Annotated in this window: 15 protein-coding genes; 10 read left to right on the top strand and 5 right to left on the bottom strand. The window is 60.5% G+C overall.

Going from position 1 to position 15788, the window contains the following annotated elements; genetic code table 11:
• Positions 1-59: 59 nt before the first annotated feature.
• Positions 60-1109, bottom strand: a complete 1050-nt coding sequence (locus AC2FF8_RS17205) for a porin (protein ID WP_171724914.1) — start codon at positions 1107-1109, stop codon at positions 60-62.
• Positions 1110-1394: 285 nt separating this feature from the next.
• Here AC2FF8_RS17205 and AC2FF8_RS17200 point away from each other — a divergent pair, with 285 nt between their 5' ends.
• The 4 genes from AC2FF8_RS17200 to holA all read left to right on the top strand — a co-directional run bounded on the left by AC2FF8_RS17200 (position 1395) and on the right by holA (position 5990).
• Complete coding sequence (locus tag AC2FF8_RS17200; RefSeq protein WP_170345590.1) at positions 1395-1877, top strand: DUF3576 domain-containing protein; 483 nt, start codon at positions 1395-1397, stop codon at positions 1875-1877.
• A gap of 72 nt (positions 1878-1949) precedes the next feature.
• Positions 1950-4487 (top strand): leucine--tRNA ligase, encoded by a 2538-nt coding sequence (gene leuS / locus AC2FF8_RS17195; protein ID WP_496880310.1) that lies wholly within the window; start codon positions 1950-1952, stop codon positions 4485-4487.
• On the top strand, positions 4474-4965 hold the full coding sequence (gene lptE / locus AC2FF8_RS17190; protein WP_425080103.1) for an LPS assembly lipoprotein LptE: 492 nt from the start codon (positions 4474-4476) through the stop codon (positions 4963-4965). Before leuS ends, lptE begins: the two co-directional genes overlap by 14 nt.
• Positions 4962-5990 (top strand): DNA polymerase III subunit delta, encoded by a 1029-nt coding sequence (gene holA / locus AC2FF8_RS17185; RefSeq protein WP_496880309.1) that lies wholly within the window; start codon positions 4962-4964, stop codon positions 5988-5990. Before lptE ends, holA begins: the two co-directional genes overlap by 4 nt.
• 1 nt (position 5991) lies before the next feature.
• On the opposite strand, the gene AC2FF8_RS17180 is transcribed toward holA, so the two are convergent.
• Positions 5992-7176, bottom strand: coding sequence for a TIGR03862 family flavoprotein (locus tag AC2FF8_RS17180; protein ID WP_496880308.1), 1185 nt, complete (start codon positions 7174-7176; stop codon positions 5992-5994).
• A 48-nt stretch (positions 7177-7224) separates the two neighbouring features.
• Here AC2FF8_RS17180 and AC2FF8_RS17175 point away from each other — a divergent pair, with 48 nt between their 5' ends.
• A complete protein-coding gene (locus tag AC2FF8_RS17175) occupies positions 7225-7521 on the top strand; it encodes an HNH endonuclease (RefSeq protein ID WP_496880307.1) in 297 nt (98 codons plus the stop codon).
• Here the strand turns inward: AC2FF8_RS17175 and AC2FF8_RS17170 are convergent, their stop codons facing one another.
• From AC2FF8_RS17170 to AC2FF8_RS17160, 3 genes are read right to left on the bottom strand one after another with little or no spacing between them, the layout of a single operon-like run.
• On the bottom strand, positions 7522-8259 hold the full coding sequence (locus AC2FF8_RS17170; protein ID WP_496880306.1) for a VOC family protein: 738 nt from the start codon (positions 8257-8259) through the stop codon (positions 7522-7524).
• Positions 8256-8864, bottom strand: coding sequence for an enoyl-CoA hydratase/isomerase family protein (locus AC2FF8_RS17165; RefSeq protein ID WP_170345584.1), 609 nt, complete (start codon positions 8862-8864; stop codon positions 8256-8258). Before AC2FF8_RS17165 ends, AC2FF8_RS17170 begins: the two co-directional genes overlap by 4 nt.
• Entirely contained in the window at positions 8861-9604 is a 744-nt protein-coding gene (locus tag AC2FF8_RS17160; protein WP_496880305.1) for an SDR family oxidoreductase, read from the bottom strand. Before AC2FF8_RS17160 ends, AC2FF8_RS17165 begins: the two co-directional genes overlap by 4 nt.
• A 140-nt stretch (positions 9605-9744) precedes the next feature.
• Here AC2FF8_RS17160 and AC2FF8_RS17155 point away from each other — a divergent pair, with 140 nt between their 5' ends.
• From AC2FF8_RS17155 to lpxK, 5 genes are all read left to right on the top strand, one after another.
• A complete protein-coding gene (locus tag AC2FF8_RS17155; RefSeq protein ID WP_496880304.1) occupies positions 9745-11259 on the top strand; it encodes a DUF2125 domain-containing protein in 1515 nt (504 codons plus the stop codon).
• A 172-nt stretch (positions 11260-11431) separates the two neighbouring features.
• A complete protein-coding gene (locus AC2FF8_RS17150; protein ID WP_496880303.1) occupies positions 11432-12778 on the top strand; it encodes a TldD/PmbA family protein in 1347 nt (448 codons plus the stop codon).
• Entirely contained in the window at positions 12765-13565 is an 801-nt protein-coding gene (locus AC2FF8_RS17145; protein WP_496880302.1) for an inositol monophosphatase family protein, read from the top strand. Before AC2FF8_RS17150 ends, AC2FF8_RS17145 begins: the two co-directional genes overlap by 14 nt.
• Positions 13562-14800, top strand: a complete 1239-nt coding sequence (locus AC2FF8_RS17140; RefSeq protein WP_425080112.1) for a 3-deoxy-D-manno-octulosonic acid transferase — start codon at positions 13562-13564, stop codon at positions 14798-14800. The genes AC2FF8_RS17145 and AC2FF8_RS17140 overlap by 4 nt, the downstream gene beginning before the upstream one ends.
• Positions 14787-15788, top strand: coding sequence for a tetraacyldisaccharide 4'-kinase (gene lpxK / locus AC2FF8_RS17135; protein WP_496880301.1), 1002 nt, complete (start codon positions 14787-14789; stop codon positions 15786-15788). The genes AC2FF8_RS17140 and lpxK overlap by 14 nt, the downstream gene beginning before the upstream one ends.

The raw sequence follows: 15788 nt of genomic DNA, 5'->3' as shown, positions 1-15788 counted from the left end.
GCGCAAAAGAAAAGGGCGAGTCCGAAGACCCGCCCTTAAACCTTACGGTTCAGATCAGCTTAGAAGTTGAACTGAGCACCGAAGTCAGCCTTGATGGTCGAGTCTGCGCAAGAGTCACAGTCGTTTACACCCAGACCACCGCGCAGCGATGCACCGCCACCCAGGTCGTAGATTGCACCGATTGCAACCTGCTGAAGGTCAGCAGATGCGTTACCGTCACCATAGGTGAACAGCAGGGTGGTTGCAGCGCCCAGGTTGTAGGCAGCCGACAGACCCCATGCAGTACCGTCGGTCGAAGCAACTTTGGTTGCGTCGTCCGCGACAAACAGAGTACCCGAGAAGTCACCCCATTCGCCACCCAGGGTCAGAACGGTCAGGCTCGGATCGCTGCCTGCGCCACCGTCGGTCTGACCATAGGCCAGAGCGGCAGTGATGTTGTTGAAGGTGTAGGTCGCGCTGATGTCCCAGCGGTCTGCGTCAGTGGTGGTCGAAGCGGCACCACCAGCTGCAACAGTTGTAACCTGCGCTTGGTCATAAGACGCACCAAACGAGAAGTCGCCAACCGAATACTGGAAGAACACAGCGTTCGCGCCCGAACCGGTCGACGAGTACGCCAGGAAGCTGTAGTCAACGCCCGAGTACTGACCTGCGAACAGTTCCAGACCTACTTCGTTGCCGTAGTAGTTTGCCAGGTTGTCAAACGAACCTGCGACGTTGCCCGCGTCAACACGCAGACCGCCGTAGATGACCGAGAAGCGTGCGCCGTTCAGGCCGGCCGAGTTTGCTTCACCGGTGCTGCTGTCTTCGTCAGCTTGCAGACGAACACGGCCTTCAAAACGAACGCCGCCGTCGGTTTCTGCGATGCCGTCGATGTTCAGACGGAAGCGCGAGACCAGGATAGCGTCGTCAGACTGTGCGGTCGAGCTTGCGGATACGTCATCTGCTGTGCCCATCAGGCCGTCTGCGCCAGGTCCAGTAACGGTTGTGGTTGCGGTACGGTCTTCAGTGTAACCAATACCAAAACGGCCGTAACCGCTGAAGTTAATCTCAGCTGCCGCAACGCCTGCGGTCGCGATCAGCGCCGTCGATGCGAAGAGAACTTTTTTCATCTTGTTTCCCTCGGTTTCTTTCAAAAGAGTTATCTACTCGACACATGCCTCGGCATATGTCTCAGCACGGACACCGTTTCGCTCTTTTTGCCCCCATTGCGCAAGCTTGGCATAAACCCGGTCACGTCATTGGGGTCAGATTGGTGCAAGGATGCCACAGTTCCTTTTCGCCCGGATGCGGGTGATACACTTACATTTCAGAAGAATAGGCTTGTTGCAGCGAGGGTCCTTGGCTAGGAGTATGCCCTGAATACTGCAAAACAAGTGAAACAGGACCTGCTGACAATGCGCCTGCCTACGATTTTGGGATTAATCATGCTGACCACCACGATTGCGGCATGCGGGCAGAATCGAACCACTTCGACATATTCCCCCAATCCCGCCAGCGGTAATTCCGATGAACGCGAACTGAACGATCCCGAACGTTCAACGTTGTGGGACATTTTCGATCGCAGCAAGGCCGAGCAGACCACCAATGTAAACCGGTACCTGTGGGCAGCTTCTCTGGACATACTGAATTTCCTGCCTGTGCAGGAGGTCGATCCGTTTACCGGAGTGATCGTAACAGGTTACGGCACCCCTCCGGGCGGAGGCCGGTCATACAGGGCGACCGTACACATCAGCGATCCGGCGCTTGCGGCCCGGTCTTTGTCCGTCGCCTTGCAATCCAGCGGGGGCGCCCCGGTAAGCGCGGCAACAACCCGCGCCGTGGAGGATGCGATTCTGTCCCGCGCCCGTCAGCTGCGCATCGCCGACAACAAGTTCTAGCACTCCGCCGAAAATCACACTAATACCACGCCGGGTTCCTACCCGGCGTTTTCATTCACGAAGGACCGCACAATGTCGCGCTATTCGGCCACCGAAATCGAAGCAAAATGGCAAGAGGCCTGGGACAAGGCCGGGATCTTCACCGCCAGACGGACGGCGGACAAGCCGAAATACTATGTGCTTGAGATGTTCCCCTACCCGTCGGGGCGAATCCATATGGGGCATGTGCGCAACTATACGATGGGCGACGTCATCGCGCGGCACAAGCTGGCCACCGGGCACAATGTTCTGCACCCAATGGGCTGGGACGCGTTCGGGATGCCGGCGGAAAACGCTGCCATGGCGATTGGCGGCCACCCCAAGGAATGGACTTACGGCAATATCGCCGACATGCGCGCCCAGATGAAGCCGCTGGGCCTGTCGATCGACTGGTCCCGTGAATTCGCCACATGTGACCCGGAATATTATGGCCAGCAGCAGGCGCTGTTCCTCGACATGCTCGAGGCCGGGCTGGTCTATCGCAAGAATGCCGTGGTGAACTGGGATCCGGTCGACATGACCGTTCTGGCCAATGAACAGGTGGAAAACGGGCGCGGATGGCGCTCGGGCGCGCTGGTGGAACGGCGCGAGCTGACCCAGTGGTTCTTCAAGATCTCGGATTTCGCCGAAGAGCTGCTCGAGGCGCTGGATACGCTCGAGAACTGGCCCGCCAAGGTGCGGCTGATGCAGGAAAACTGGATCGGCAAGTCGCGCGGCCTGCAATTCGGGTTCGAGCGCACCGATGGTGGGGAACCGATAACTGTCTACACGACGCGGCCCGACACGCTGCTGGGTGCGTCCTTCGTGGGGATCTCGCCCGATCACCCGATCGCCAAAAAGCTTGAGGCCGAAAACCCAAAAGTTGCTGAATTCGTTGCGGAATGCCGCAAGGGCGGCACCACGGAAGAGGCCATCGAAACTGGCGAGAAGCTGGGTTTCGACACCGGCATCCGCGTCAAGCACCCGCTGGACCCGAACTGGGAACTGCCGGTCTGGATCGCCAATTTCATCCTGATGGATTATGGCACCGGCGCGATTTTTGCCTGCCCGGCCCATGACCAGCGCGACCTTGATTTCTGCCGCAAATACGACCTGCCGGTGATCGATACGTTCTTTGCGCTGGACGACGACACACCGGTCGACAAGATCGCCTTTGTCCCGCCAAAGACCGAGAAAGTCCGTTGGGTGAACCATTTCGCGGGCCTGACCGAAGCAACCGGCGAAGAGGCGATCAACACCACCATCGATTTCGCCGAAAAAGCCGGTTGGGGCGAAGGGGTCACGAAATATCGCCTGCGGGACTGGGGCCTCAGCCGCCAGCGCTATTGGGGCTGCCCGATTCCTGTCGTTCACTGCGACAGCTGTGGTGTGGTCCCTGAAAAGAAAGAGAACCTTCCGGTTCGCCTGCCCGATGATGTCACCTTCGACAAACCGGGAAATCCGCTGGATCGCCACCCGACCTGGCGCGACTGCGCCTGCCCGAATTGTGGCGCCCCTGCCAAACGCGAGACCGACACGATGGACACATTCGTGGATTCGTCATGGTATTTCGCCCGATTCACCGCTCCGCGCGCGGAAACACCCACCGATCTGGCCGAGGCGGAATATTGGATGAATGTAGACCAGTATATCGGCGGTATCGAACACGCGATTCTGCATCTGCTGTATTCGCGTTTCTTCGCCCGCGCGATGAACATCACCGGGCATTTGCCGAACAAAGCCATCGAACCCTTCGACGCGCTGTTCACCCAAGGCATGGTGACACACGAGATCTACCAGACCCGCGATGCCAACGGTCGTCCGGTCTATCACCTGCCCGAGGAGGTCACGGACGGAAAACTGGCCGACGGCACAGAGGTCGAGATCATCCCATCGGCCAAAATGTCAAAGTCCAAGAAGAACGTTGTCGACCCGGTCAGCATCATCTCGGCCTTCGGCGCCGACACAGCCCGCTGGTTCGTGCTGTCCGATTCGCCGCCCGAACGGGACGTGGAATGGACGGCTGCGGGGGCCGAGGCCGCGTACAAGCATCTCAACCGTGTCTGGACTCTCTGCGACAAGATCGGTGCCATGGACCCGAACGCCACGGGCGAAGGCGATGAGGAACTGCTGCGCGAGATGCACAAAACCATCCGCGACGTGACATTGGGTGTTGAAAGCTTTGGCTTCAACGCAGCCATCGCCAAGCTTTATGCCTTCACCAACACCCTGGCGAAATCCAAGGCAGGTGCTGCGGCCCAAAAGCAGGCCATCAAAACGCTGGCACAGCTGATGTCGCCGATGACACCACATCTGGCGGAAGATATTTGGGCCCATCAGGGCGGCGAAGGCCTTGTGGCCGTTGCGCCATGGCCCGTCGCCGACGAGGCGATGCTGGTCGACGACACCGTCACCTTGCCGATCCAGATCAACGGCAAGCGTCGCGCGGAAATCAGCGTAGCCAAGGATCTGGACAAAGCCGAGGTTGAAAAAATCGCGCTCAGCACCGAAGCTGTCCAAAAGGCGCTGGAAGGCAATGCGCCGAAGAAAGTAATCGTCGTTCCGGGCCGGATTGTGAATGTCGTCGTTTGATCGCAGAACCTTTTTGCTGATGCCGCTGGCGCTGGCCGCCTGCGGCTTTGAGCCCGTCTATGCGCCCGGCGGATCGGGTTCGGCCTTGTATGGCCGTGTCGAGGTGTCGGCCCCCAACACCGTGGAAAGCTATTTGCTGGTCCAAAATCTGGAACAGCAACTGGGGCGAAGCGCCGGGTCGGTCAACGACTACAAGCTGGATGTTCAGGTTTCGACCGTAACGCGTGGCGCAGCAATCACCACCACGAACGAAACGCAACGCTACACCATCGACGGACGCGCGCAATACACGCTGCGGTCCAACGCAACCGGTGAGATCATCGCCTCGGGCTCGGTGGCGGATTTTGTGTCATATTCCGCCGCAGGATCGACCGTTTCCACCTTGGCGGATGAGCGCGATGCCAAGAGACGGCTGATGATGATACTGTCGGGTCAGATCATGAACCGCCTTTACGCCATGCCGGACCTGGCCGCATGAAGCTGAGCCCGCGCGAGGCTGAGGGGTATTTTGCCAAGCCGGACGCGGACAAGACCGGGCTGCTTATCTATGGCGCGGATGCGATGCGGGTTGCGCTCAAGCGACAGCAGGTGCTGGCCGCTCTGCTTGGCCCCGAAGCCGAAGAAGAAATGCGCCTGACCCGCATGCCCGGTGGCGATCTGCGTGGTGATCCCGCTTTGTTGCTGGACGCGGTCAAGGCGGTCGGCTTCTTTCCCGGCCCACGTGCCGTTTTCGTAGAAGACGCAACCGAAACCGCAGCGCCTGCAATTCTGGCCGCGCTCGAAGACTGGGCCCCCGGAGACGCCCAGATCATCGTGACCGCAGGGCAATTGAAACCCAACTCGAAAATCCGCAAGGTGTTCGAAGGCCACCCTGCCGCTTATGCGGTTGGCATTTATGACGACCCGCCCTCACGCGCCGAAGTGGAACGGGTTCTTGCCGAGTCGGGTATGAAAAACGTGCCCCGAGATGTCATGTCTGCAATCAGCGAATTGGCAGCAAGCCTCAGCCCCGGTGATTTCGCGCAAACGGTTGAAAAACTGTCTCTTTACAAGCGTGATGACAGCTCTGACTTGACAGTCGAAGATATCGAGGCCTGCGCTCCGCGCTCGACCGAGGCGGCGCTGGATGATGTTCTCAACGTCGTTGCCGAGGGCCGCGCCGGTGAGATCGGGCCGCTGATCCGGAGGTTGCAGGCGCAGGGCACCAACGGCGTGACTCTGTGCATCGGAGCAATGCGGCATTTTCGGACACTCTATGCCTGCGCGTCCGATCCCGGTGGTGCTGCGCAGGGCATCGGCAAGCTGCGTCCGCCGGTTTACGGCAAGCGGCGTGACCGTATCCTGCGACAGGCACAAGGTTGGGGGGCGGCCAAGCTGCAAACCGCGCTGACGGTTCTGACGGATACGGATTTGGCGCTGCGCTCTGCCGGGCAGACAGCCCCTGCCATGGCGCTGGTGGAACGCGCGATGATCCGTTTGGCGATGTTGGCGCGATCCCGCTAACTCACTTGGCCGTTTCAAGCCAATCTGCGGCGGCCTGACCGGCCCAGCGCCCGGTCGCCAGGCAAGCCGTGAGCAGATATCCCCCGGTTGGGGCCTCCCAATCCAGCATTTCACCGGCGCAGAACACACCCGGCAGGGCCGTCAGCATCAGCCCGTCATCCAGCGCTGTCCGTTTCACACCACCTGCGGTCGAAATGGCTTCGTCCATCGGGCGAAGTCCGGCATGCCGGATGGGCAGCTTTTTCAACATGCTCACTTGCACGGATTGAGAATGGCCGCCGTGTTTGGTCATTTCATGAAACAGGGCGATTTTCTGAGCGGACAGGTTCAGCGACTTTCTCATCCACTGGGACAGCGTTGTTTTCGACCGTTTCGCAGAAAACCGCGCCAGCAGAGCCTGTTGGTCCAGATCAGGCTTCAGATCAGCAAACAATGGCTGCCCCGCGCGCAAGGCCGGTGTCAGCGAATACAGCCCGCCGCCTTCCAGACCGGTTCTGGAAATCGCTGCCTCTCCTCGGCTCTCCAGGTCACCTGCCATCCATCGGACCGATTTCAATGCGGCCCCGAAATGAGGCTGCATATGTGGGCTCCAATCAACGGAAATGGCTGAGTTTGCAGGTTCGAACGGAGCCAGCGCCACGCCTTTTCCGGCCAATATCTGCGCCCAGTGACCGTCCGAGCCAAGGCGGGCCCAGCTTGCACCGCCCAGTGCCAGCACGGTGACATCCGGCGAAACACGGCGCCGCCCGTCCGGGGTGTCAAACACCGGCGCTTCACCGTCCCAGCCTGTCCAACGCCAGCGGGTCCTGACCTCGACCCCGGACTCGCCCAACCGTGCCAGCCAGGCCCGCAACAAGGGTGAGGCCTTCATGGATTCAGGAAATACACGCCCCGTCGAGCCGACAAACAGCGTCTGCCCCAACCCGCGCGCCCAGTGCTGCACCGCCTCGGCATCAAAGTCAGTCATGATCGGGCGCAACCAATCCGCCGCTTCACCATAGGCGCGGATCAGGTCATCAAGCGGCTCGTCCTTGGTCAGGTTCAGCCCCGATTTCCCGGCCATCAGAAATTTGCGCGCGACCGAAGGTTTGGCCTCGGCCACCAACACGGAATGCCCGGCTGCGGCCAGCTGTTCGGCCGCCATCAACCCGGCGGGGCCTGCTCCGATCACCATTGCCTGCGCCATTCGCACCCTCTTGCCTTCGCCCGTCACAGGCGCAAGTTTCACATCATCATGACGAACAGCGATCCGATCTGCCCGCTTTGCGACCGCCCGATCCCCGACGGGGGTGGCAGCCTGCATCATCTGATCCCAAAACTCAAAGGAGGCAAGGGCGGACCGACCGTTCTGCTGCATCAGATCTGCCACAAAGAGGTGCACGCCACCCTGACCGAGGCCGAACTGGCACGCAGTTTCAACACGGTCGAGGCCCTGCGTGCGCATCCAAGGCTCGAGAAATTTCTGATCTGGGTCCGCAAACGCCCACCCGGGTTTCGTTCGAAAGTTCCGGGCAAGCGGCGCGGGCGATGATCAGCCCGGCAGGATCGGGTCGCCGAAAGTATCTGTCAGGGGCTCGGACAGGCCTTCGATCTCGATACCCTGAAAGTCCGGTACATGCGCGAATTGTGCGCCCGCAACATGCTGGAATTCCAACGCCGTATAGGCGCGTTTCCACAGCCATTCGCGGTTTTCAACAGCCCAAAGATCAGGATTGGGAGGGGTTTCGTCCGTAAAGGCATAGAAATGCAGGTCAAAGCCGCAAGGGGCGACCTCCTGCATCGACAGCAACGACATGCCCCGGGCGCGCCAGAACGCGTCTTCGGCGGCAATATCGCCGGTTCGAAGGGTAATCTGACCGATCCGAGCCCGCGCGAAGGGCGCGTCGGGGTCCGCCGCATGCGGCGGTCGGTTGCCTTCGAAATCATGTTGCAGCAGCTCGATGACGAACCCTTCGGGATCCGCAAGATGGCACATGTAGCCGATGTCCAGAAACTGGTTCGGCGTGCTCACTGGAACGTCAAACCCGCGCAGATGAGCCGCGGCAAGATCGACATCCGGCACAGTGATTCCTATCTTCCAGTACCGCTGCCCCCTGTCATGGGTGTACCCTCCTCCCCCCGGCAGCAACAAAATGTCTGCGTCTGCGCCGTCATAGCCGACACGGTGGCCGGTTTCTGCTTGGCCAACGTACATGCCCAGAACGTCGCGATAAAACGCGGCCAGCCGATCCGGGTCAGCGACCCGCAGGCGCAGTGCAGACAGCCTCATGAACACAACCTTGCGATTCCCGCTGCGATCTCGGGGTCGGCATTCACGCTGTCGGCCACCAGATCGCGTGCGGTTTGCATCAGGTGATCGGGATCGACAATCCGGTCCACCAGACCAAATTCATACGCTTCCTGCGCGGTGATTTTCTGACCGGCCATGAGAATCAACTTGGCCCTGGCCGGTCCGACCAGAGCCGCCAGCCGCGCGGGGTCGGACGGTTGCGGCAGAAACCCCAGCTTCATCACCGGATAGAAGAACTTGGCCGATGGCACGGCAATGCGCAGATCACAGGCCAGCGCCATACCATTAGCCCCACCGGCCAGGGTGCCATTCAGTGCGGCGACGGTCAGACAGGGCAGCGCGGCAATGGCACCAGACAGCCTTTCCCAGACATCCGATTTGGCCAGACCGGCGCGCGCCTCGTCCAGATCTGCCCCGGCACTGAACACTTTGCCCGCGCCGGTCAGGATCAACGCCTTCGCGCCTGTCGCGGATTCGGCAATCTCGGCCAGTTCCGCCAGCATGGCCCCCGTCAGGGCGTTTGCTTTGTCAGGGTTGTTGATCGTGACGGTCCACAGGCCGCCTTCTTTGGTCAAATCGATCATATCAGCCCGGCCCGTTTGCGAATGTCATCAAGCCGCAGCGAAATTTCGGTGCCCAGGAACTCATCTGCATCATCGGAACACATCCACAGCAGCGCCCGTGCGGGCCAGTCTGCCGGAATGTGGGCATCCCAGTCCAGTTGACTGACGGGATTGATGCCGCTGGCCTTGATCGAACGCTGCATATCGGTGGCCACCGTCCCCGGTGAAAGACCCATGGCGCGAATACCATTATGGGCTTCTTCCAGATGCAGACATTCCGTGAGCATCTTGGCCCCGGCCTTCGAGGCGCAATAATGGCTCCAGGCTTCGACCGGGTTCGACGCTGCACCGGACGAGATCGTCAGAATGCTCCCTCCTCCCGCAGCCCGCATTACCGGCAACGCCGCGCGCATCCCATAGAAAATGCCTTTCAGGTTGATGTCGATGGCCTTGCTCCACGCCTCGGTGTCAGCATTCGAGAGATGAAAGATCGGATCGATCACGCCGGCATTGCCGATCAGAACATCCAACCCACCTAACCGGTCCACGCATGTGGCCACGGCTTGTTCCACCTGCGCGAAATCGCTGACGTCACAGGCCAGTGCGATGGCCTGATCGCCCAATGAGGCCGCCAGGGCGTCAATCTGATCCTGGCTGCGGGCCACCAATGCGACATTGGCACCGGCTGCGGCAAAAACGCGCCCTGCCTCGGCCCCAATTCCTCGGCTGGCCCCGGTTATGAGAACAGTTTTTCCCTGCATTTGCCCTTCCTCACGCATTGCAATCTCTGTCGGCTACAGCCGTAACGCGTAAACGGGGAAAGGGTCCAGCCCTTGCCCCCTTGACGATACCCGCCACAAACCCGACCATGCGCCACAAATTGATCAAGAAGGGTTACCTTATGTCCGTTTTCCTTCGCCGCAGCTGCGGCGCTGCCCTGGCTTATGCCGTTGCCACCCAAGGGGCGTTTGCAGACCTGTCGGCCAATGATGTCTGGTCCGACTGGCAGAGTTATTTCACCTCAATGGGTTACACCATCACGGGGGACGAAAGCACCTCGGGCGACGTCACCACGATTTCCAATATGACACTTTCAGTGGCCCTGCCCGAAGAGGAAGGGCAGTTTCGGATGGTCATGCCAGAAATGACACTGACCGAAAATGGTGACGGGACCGTTACCATTGACCTGCCGGAAAACTTTCCCATGGAAATCACCGGTCAGGCCGAAGACGAAAACTTCGCAGCCACTGTCACCTATTCCCACAGCCAACTGAACATGGTCGTTTCAGGCACACCGGACGACATGACCTATGACTACAAGGCTGACAATCTGGGGGTGAAACTGGATTCGATTGAGGTCGATGGTGAGGCGCTGCCCAAGGATGTGTTTGGCATCAACGTCCAAGCAAGCGATCTGTCCGGCAGCTCGCGGATGCAGATCGGCGACAATCGGAACATCAGCCAGACGTTCAACGCAGCCACATTGTCCTATGATCTGAACTTTCAGGATCCTGAAAGCGGCGAAAACGGGTTGATCAACGGTCAACTGGATCAACTGGCATTTGAAGGCAAAAACGTGATCCCGCCGGATTTTGACTTTTCGGACCCAGAAGCCTTTTACAAGGCTGGTTTCTCGTTTGACGGCACCTTCACCTATGCCGCGGGCAGCACCGATCTGAGCGGAACCAGCGAAGGTCAGGCGTTCTCGATGAACAGCACGTCCGAAGGCGGGCGTTTTGCTGCCAGCATCGATGCAGATCGTATCGTCTATGACATTGACCAGAACAGCACGAAGATGGCCGTTACCACGGCGGGCCTGCCGTTCCCGATCGAACTTTCGATGGCCAAGGCTGGCCTGAACTTCGAATTCCCCATCCAGCAATCGGATGAAGTTCAACCTTTCGGCTTTGGGCTGAACCTGACCGATTTCACCATGTCGGACATCTTGTGGGGCATTTTCGATCCTGCGGGCGCACTGCCGCGTGACCCTGCGACGATTGCGTTGGATGCGACGGGTACAGCGAAAGTGCTGATGAACATATTCGATCCTGAAATCGACGTCGAATCCGACGAAGCGCCGGGGGAACTGCACTCGTTGAAGATCAACGAACTGTTGGTTTCGCTGGTTGGCGCCAAGCTGACCGGTGACGGAGATTTTGCTTTCGACAACACCAACACCGAAGAGTTTGATGGCCTGCCCAGCCCAAGCGGCGTGGCGAACCTTCAATTGGTTGGTGCCAACCAGTTGATCGACACCCTGATCGGCATGGGAATCATCTCGGACGAAGACGCGCTGGGCGCCCGCATGATGATGGGCCTGATGGCCGTCCCGGGCGAAGAACCGGACACACTGAACTCGAAGATCGAGTTCACCGAAGACGGTCAGATCCTGGCGAATGGTCAGCGTATCAAGTGACGATCAACGGAAAGGGCCGCGCAACATGCGGCCCTTTCTCCGTCCTGCCGACCCCTGCACAAACCTCTGAAACGGCACGGGTTCACCGCGATCCTAAACATACAATCCGGTCACAGGTCTTGCGAGACGGGCAGTCCAAGGCTAGGTCCTTGGCAACCAACCCGGAGGCCTCATGACCCGCACACCAGAAGAAATCAGCCAGCACTTGCTTGACGTGGCCCGCAAGGCGGGCGCGGACGCGGCGGATGCCATCGTTCTCGACGGATCCTCTGTTTCCGTCGAAGTGCGGGGCGGCGCGCTGGAACACGCCGAACGCTCGGAAGGCACTGATTTGGGATTGCGGGTGTTTCTGGGCAAACGGTCTGCCATTGTGTCCAGTTCCGACAGCCGGCCGGAAACCCTGCGCGCCATGGCGGAACGAGCGGTTGCGATGGCCAAGGAAGCCCCCGAAGATCCGTTTTCCGGGCTGGCTGACCCGGACCAGCTGGTCACAGACTGGAACACAGAGTCACTGGAATTGACAGACCCTACCCCGGCCCCGTCTGCCGAAGCCCTGATGCAGGATGCTCTGACGGCCGAGGCCGCAGCGCTGGCCGTTACCGGCGTTACCCAGGTGTCAGATGCGGCCGCAAGCTATGGAACCCACCATGTGCATCTGGCCGCGACAAACGGGTTCACCGGCGGATATGAACGCAGTAGCCGGTCGATATCCTGTGTTGCGATCTCGGGCGAAGGCACCGGGATGGAGCGGGACTATGACGGCGACAGCCGGACGTTCCAATCCGACCTGCGCAGCGCAGATGAGATCGGGCGCACAGCAGGCGAACGCGCCGTGCAACTGGTTGGTGCGCGCAAACCTGAAACGGGTCGCTTTCCCGTGCTCTTTGACGAACGAATCTCATCTTCGCTCATCGGCCACCTTCTGGCCGCCAGCAATGGTGCAGCAATCGCGCGGGGCGCATCCTGGCTCAAGGATTGTCTGGGGCAGGACGTTCTGCCCGCACACCTGTCTCTGATCGAAGACCCGCATCGGCCACGTATCTCGGGCTCGCGTCCTTTTGACGCCGAGGGTTTGCCGACACGACGCCGGGCAATCGTGGAAAACGGCATCCTGACCGGGTGGACGCTGGACCTGTCAAGCGGGCGAAAACTGGACATGGCGTCCACGGGTAACGCCACTCGTGGGGTCTCGGGCCCGCCATCGCCCAGCAACTGGAACCTGAGCCTGACACAAGGCGACCAAAGCCGCGCCGACCTGCTGCGCGAGATGGGGACCGGGTTGCTGGTCACGTCCATGATCGGATCGACGATCAACCCCAATACCGGTGACTATTCAAGGGGTGCATCGGGCTTCTGGGTCGAGAATGGCGAGATCACGCATCCGGTCAATGAATGCACCATCGCGGGCAATCTGCGGGACATGCTGCGCCGGATCATCCCGGCGAACGATGCCCGCCCCTATCTGTCGCGCGTGGTACCGTCGCTTCTGATCGAAGGAATGACACTTGCCGGCAACTGACCTGCCCCTGCTGATCGAAGCGGCACTGGAGGCCGGCAAGATCGCCACGCGCTATTCCGGCACGCAAGCACAGCGCTGGGACAAACCCGATGGCGCCGGGCCAGTGACCGAAGCGGATCTTGCCGTGAACACGATGCTGGAGGAACGGTTGTGTTCAGCACGGCCGGGCTATGGCTGGCTCAGCGAGGAATCCGAAGACTCACCCGACCGGCTGGACCGCAGCAACACTTTCATCATCGATCCGATCGACGGCACCCGAAGCTTTGCAGAAGGCGCGCGCACCTGGGCGCATTCCATGGCCGTCGCCGACAACGGCGTGGTGACGGCGGCGGTCATCTACCTGCCGATGCGGGATTTGCTGTACACGGCGGCACAGGGTCAGGGCGCGACTCTCAATGGCGAAACGATCACGACCTCGGACACCGCAGAGCTTTTGCAATCAGAAATTCTGGCCGCCAAGCCAAACCTTGACGCACGGCATTGGCGCCACGCGCAGGCACCAGAGTTCGAACGCGCCTACCGCCCGTCGCTTGCCTATCGCATGGCTTTGGTTGCGCAGGGGCGGTTCGATGGCATGCTGACCCTGCGCCCCAGTTGGGAATGGGATATTGCCGCAGGCGACCTGATCATTCGAGAGGCCGGCGGAATCTGTTCGGACCGTACGGGGCAACGGCTGATCTTCAACAATGCGCACCCCAGGCTGAACGGCGTGATCGCCGCCAGCGCCTCGATTCATCAGCAACTGTCCGCACTGCTGGACCCGGCCGGGCCGGGAATCGGAACATGAGCAAACCGCGCTCACTCAGCCTGGCCGCCTATAGGGTGTTGTCATGGGGGATGCGCAACCGGGTTGCGCCGCAATCCAACATGCCGCGCCCCGAAGGTGAGTTGCTGTGGATCCATGTTGCCACCCCGGATCGGCTGCGGGCTGTGACCGACTTCTGTCGTCGGCTGTCACAGGTCAGGGCCAAGCTGAATTTCCTGCTGACAGCACCCCCAAATGAGGATTTGTCCAACTGGCCGGACAGCAAGTTCCCCTTGATCAACCTGCCACAGGAACAGAGTGGAGCAGCCCGCGAGTTTATCGAATACTGGCGTCCGAACATGGGGTTGTGGGTCGGTGGGGATCTGATGCCCAACATTGTCACGCGCGCTGACGAACAGGCGATCCCGCTGGTCCTGTTCGACGCTCAATTCAGCGTCACACTGTCCCGAAACGCCCGTTGGCTGCCGGACATCACACGGGTGACCTTTGACTGTTTCCGCAAGATTCTCACGCCATCCGCCGAGACGGCTCGACAGATCCGCCGTCTCGGTGTTCCATCCGGAAAAGTCGTGGAATCACCGCCTTTGCGGATCAGCCCCGACCCCCGGCCCTGGCCGGAAGACGAGCTTATCGAGACCACTCATACGCTTGCCGGGCGCCCGGTTTGGTTGGCGGCATGGGTTCAGGACAAGGAGTTTATCTCGGTCCTGACAGCCCACCGTCAGGCGCTGCGGATGCTGCATCGGCTGGTTCTGGTGCTGCACGTGGCAAACGAGCCGGAAGTCACGCCGCTGAGGCGGCGGCTGGAATCGATGGACCTGCGCTGCGTCAGCTGGGATGAAGGGGACATGATCGAAGATACCACTCAGGTCGTCCTGACATCGGACCCCGAAAACCTGGGCCTGTGGCATCGCATGGCAGCAGTGACATTCATGGGCAGCTCGCTGGAACGCGGCGCGGGCGGTCAGGACCCGTCCGAAGCAATCGCGCTGGGGTCTGCGATCATGTTCGGACCATATGTGCACCGCCATCAGGAATTCTATTCCAGCCTGCAACAGGTGAACGCCGCCAAAGAGGTAAAAACGGCAACCGAACTGGGCGACGCCGTTGTGCAGCTTCTGGCCCCGGATCAAGCTGCCGACATGGCGCTGGCGGGGTGGCAGTTGTTGACCGAAGGCGCACCACAGGCTGACGCCCTGATCGAATTGGTGCAGGATATTCTGGATCAGCGGAGTGCGGATCATGCGGGCACCTGATTTCTGGAACACGCCCCCGGACCAACCGGATCCGAGGGCGCGTCTGCTGGCACCGTTGGGGCGCCTATATGCTGCGGCAACCGCCCGAAGGATCGCCTCGGAATCCGGCGAAAAGCCTGGTGTGCCCGTGATCTGTATCGGCAACCTAAACGCTGGTGGAACCGGTAAAACACCAACGGTGATCTGGACTCTTGAACAGCTTAGGGGCGCATGGCACGAACCACATGTCGTCACGCGGGGGCACGGAGGCTCTTTGGAGGGGCCGGTGCAAGTTGATCCGGCCAAGCACACTGCTGCCGAAGTTGGGGACGAGCCGCTGCTTCTGGCGATGTTTGCCGAAGTCTGGGTTGCGAAGGACAGGGCGGCGGGCGCGCGGGCCGCCGCGGCTGCGGGTGCCACGGTAATCGTTCTGGATGACGGTTTTCAGAACCCCTCGGTGGCCAAGGATTTCTCGATCATTGTTGTCGATGCTCAACGCGGGTTCGGAAACGGCTTGTGCCTGCCTGCCGGTCCGCTGCGGGAACCGGTCGACATCGGGTTGAAACGGGCCGACCTTGTGTTGTCTCTGGGCGATGAGGCTGCACAACAGGCTTTCACCGGTCAGTGGGGCGACAAGTTGTCCGTTCCCCATGTCACCGGTGCAATCGAACCCCTGCAAACCGGCATGGACTGGACCGGGACACGCGCTTTGGCATTTGCCGGTATCGGCCACCCCGAGAAGTTCTTCAGAACCCTGCGGCAGCTGGGCGTAGACCTGGTCCGCGCCGAAGCTCTGGACGATCACCAACCCCTGACTCAGGCCCTGATGACCCGACTGGAAAACGAGGCGCGCCAGCTGGGTGCTCAGATGATCACAACCGAAAAAGACGCCGTACGCCTGCCTCCGGCGTTTCGGAGCAAAGTGATCACTCTGCCGGTTCGTTTGCAAGTCGGTGAAACTGACAAGGTCCGCGACATGCTGCTGAACGCAGCACCTGCACCAAAATAG

It is taken from the genome of Ruegeria sp. YTSA144 (genome assembly GCF_059610125.1).
This window is presented reverse-complemented; position numbering and strand designations above follow the sequence as displayed.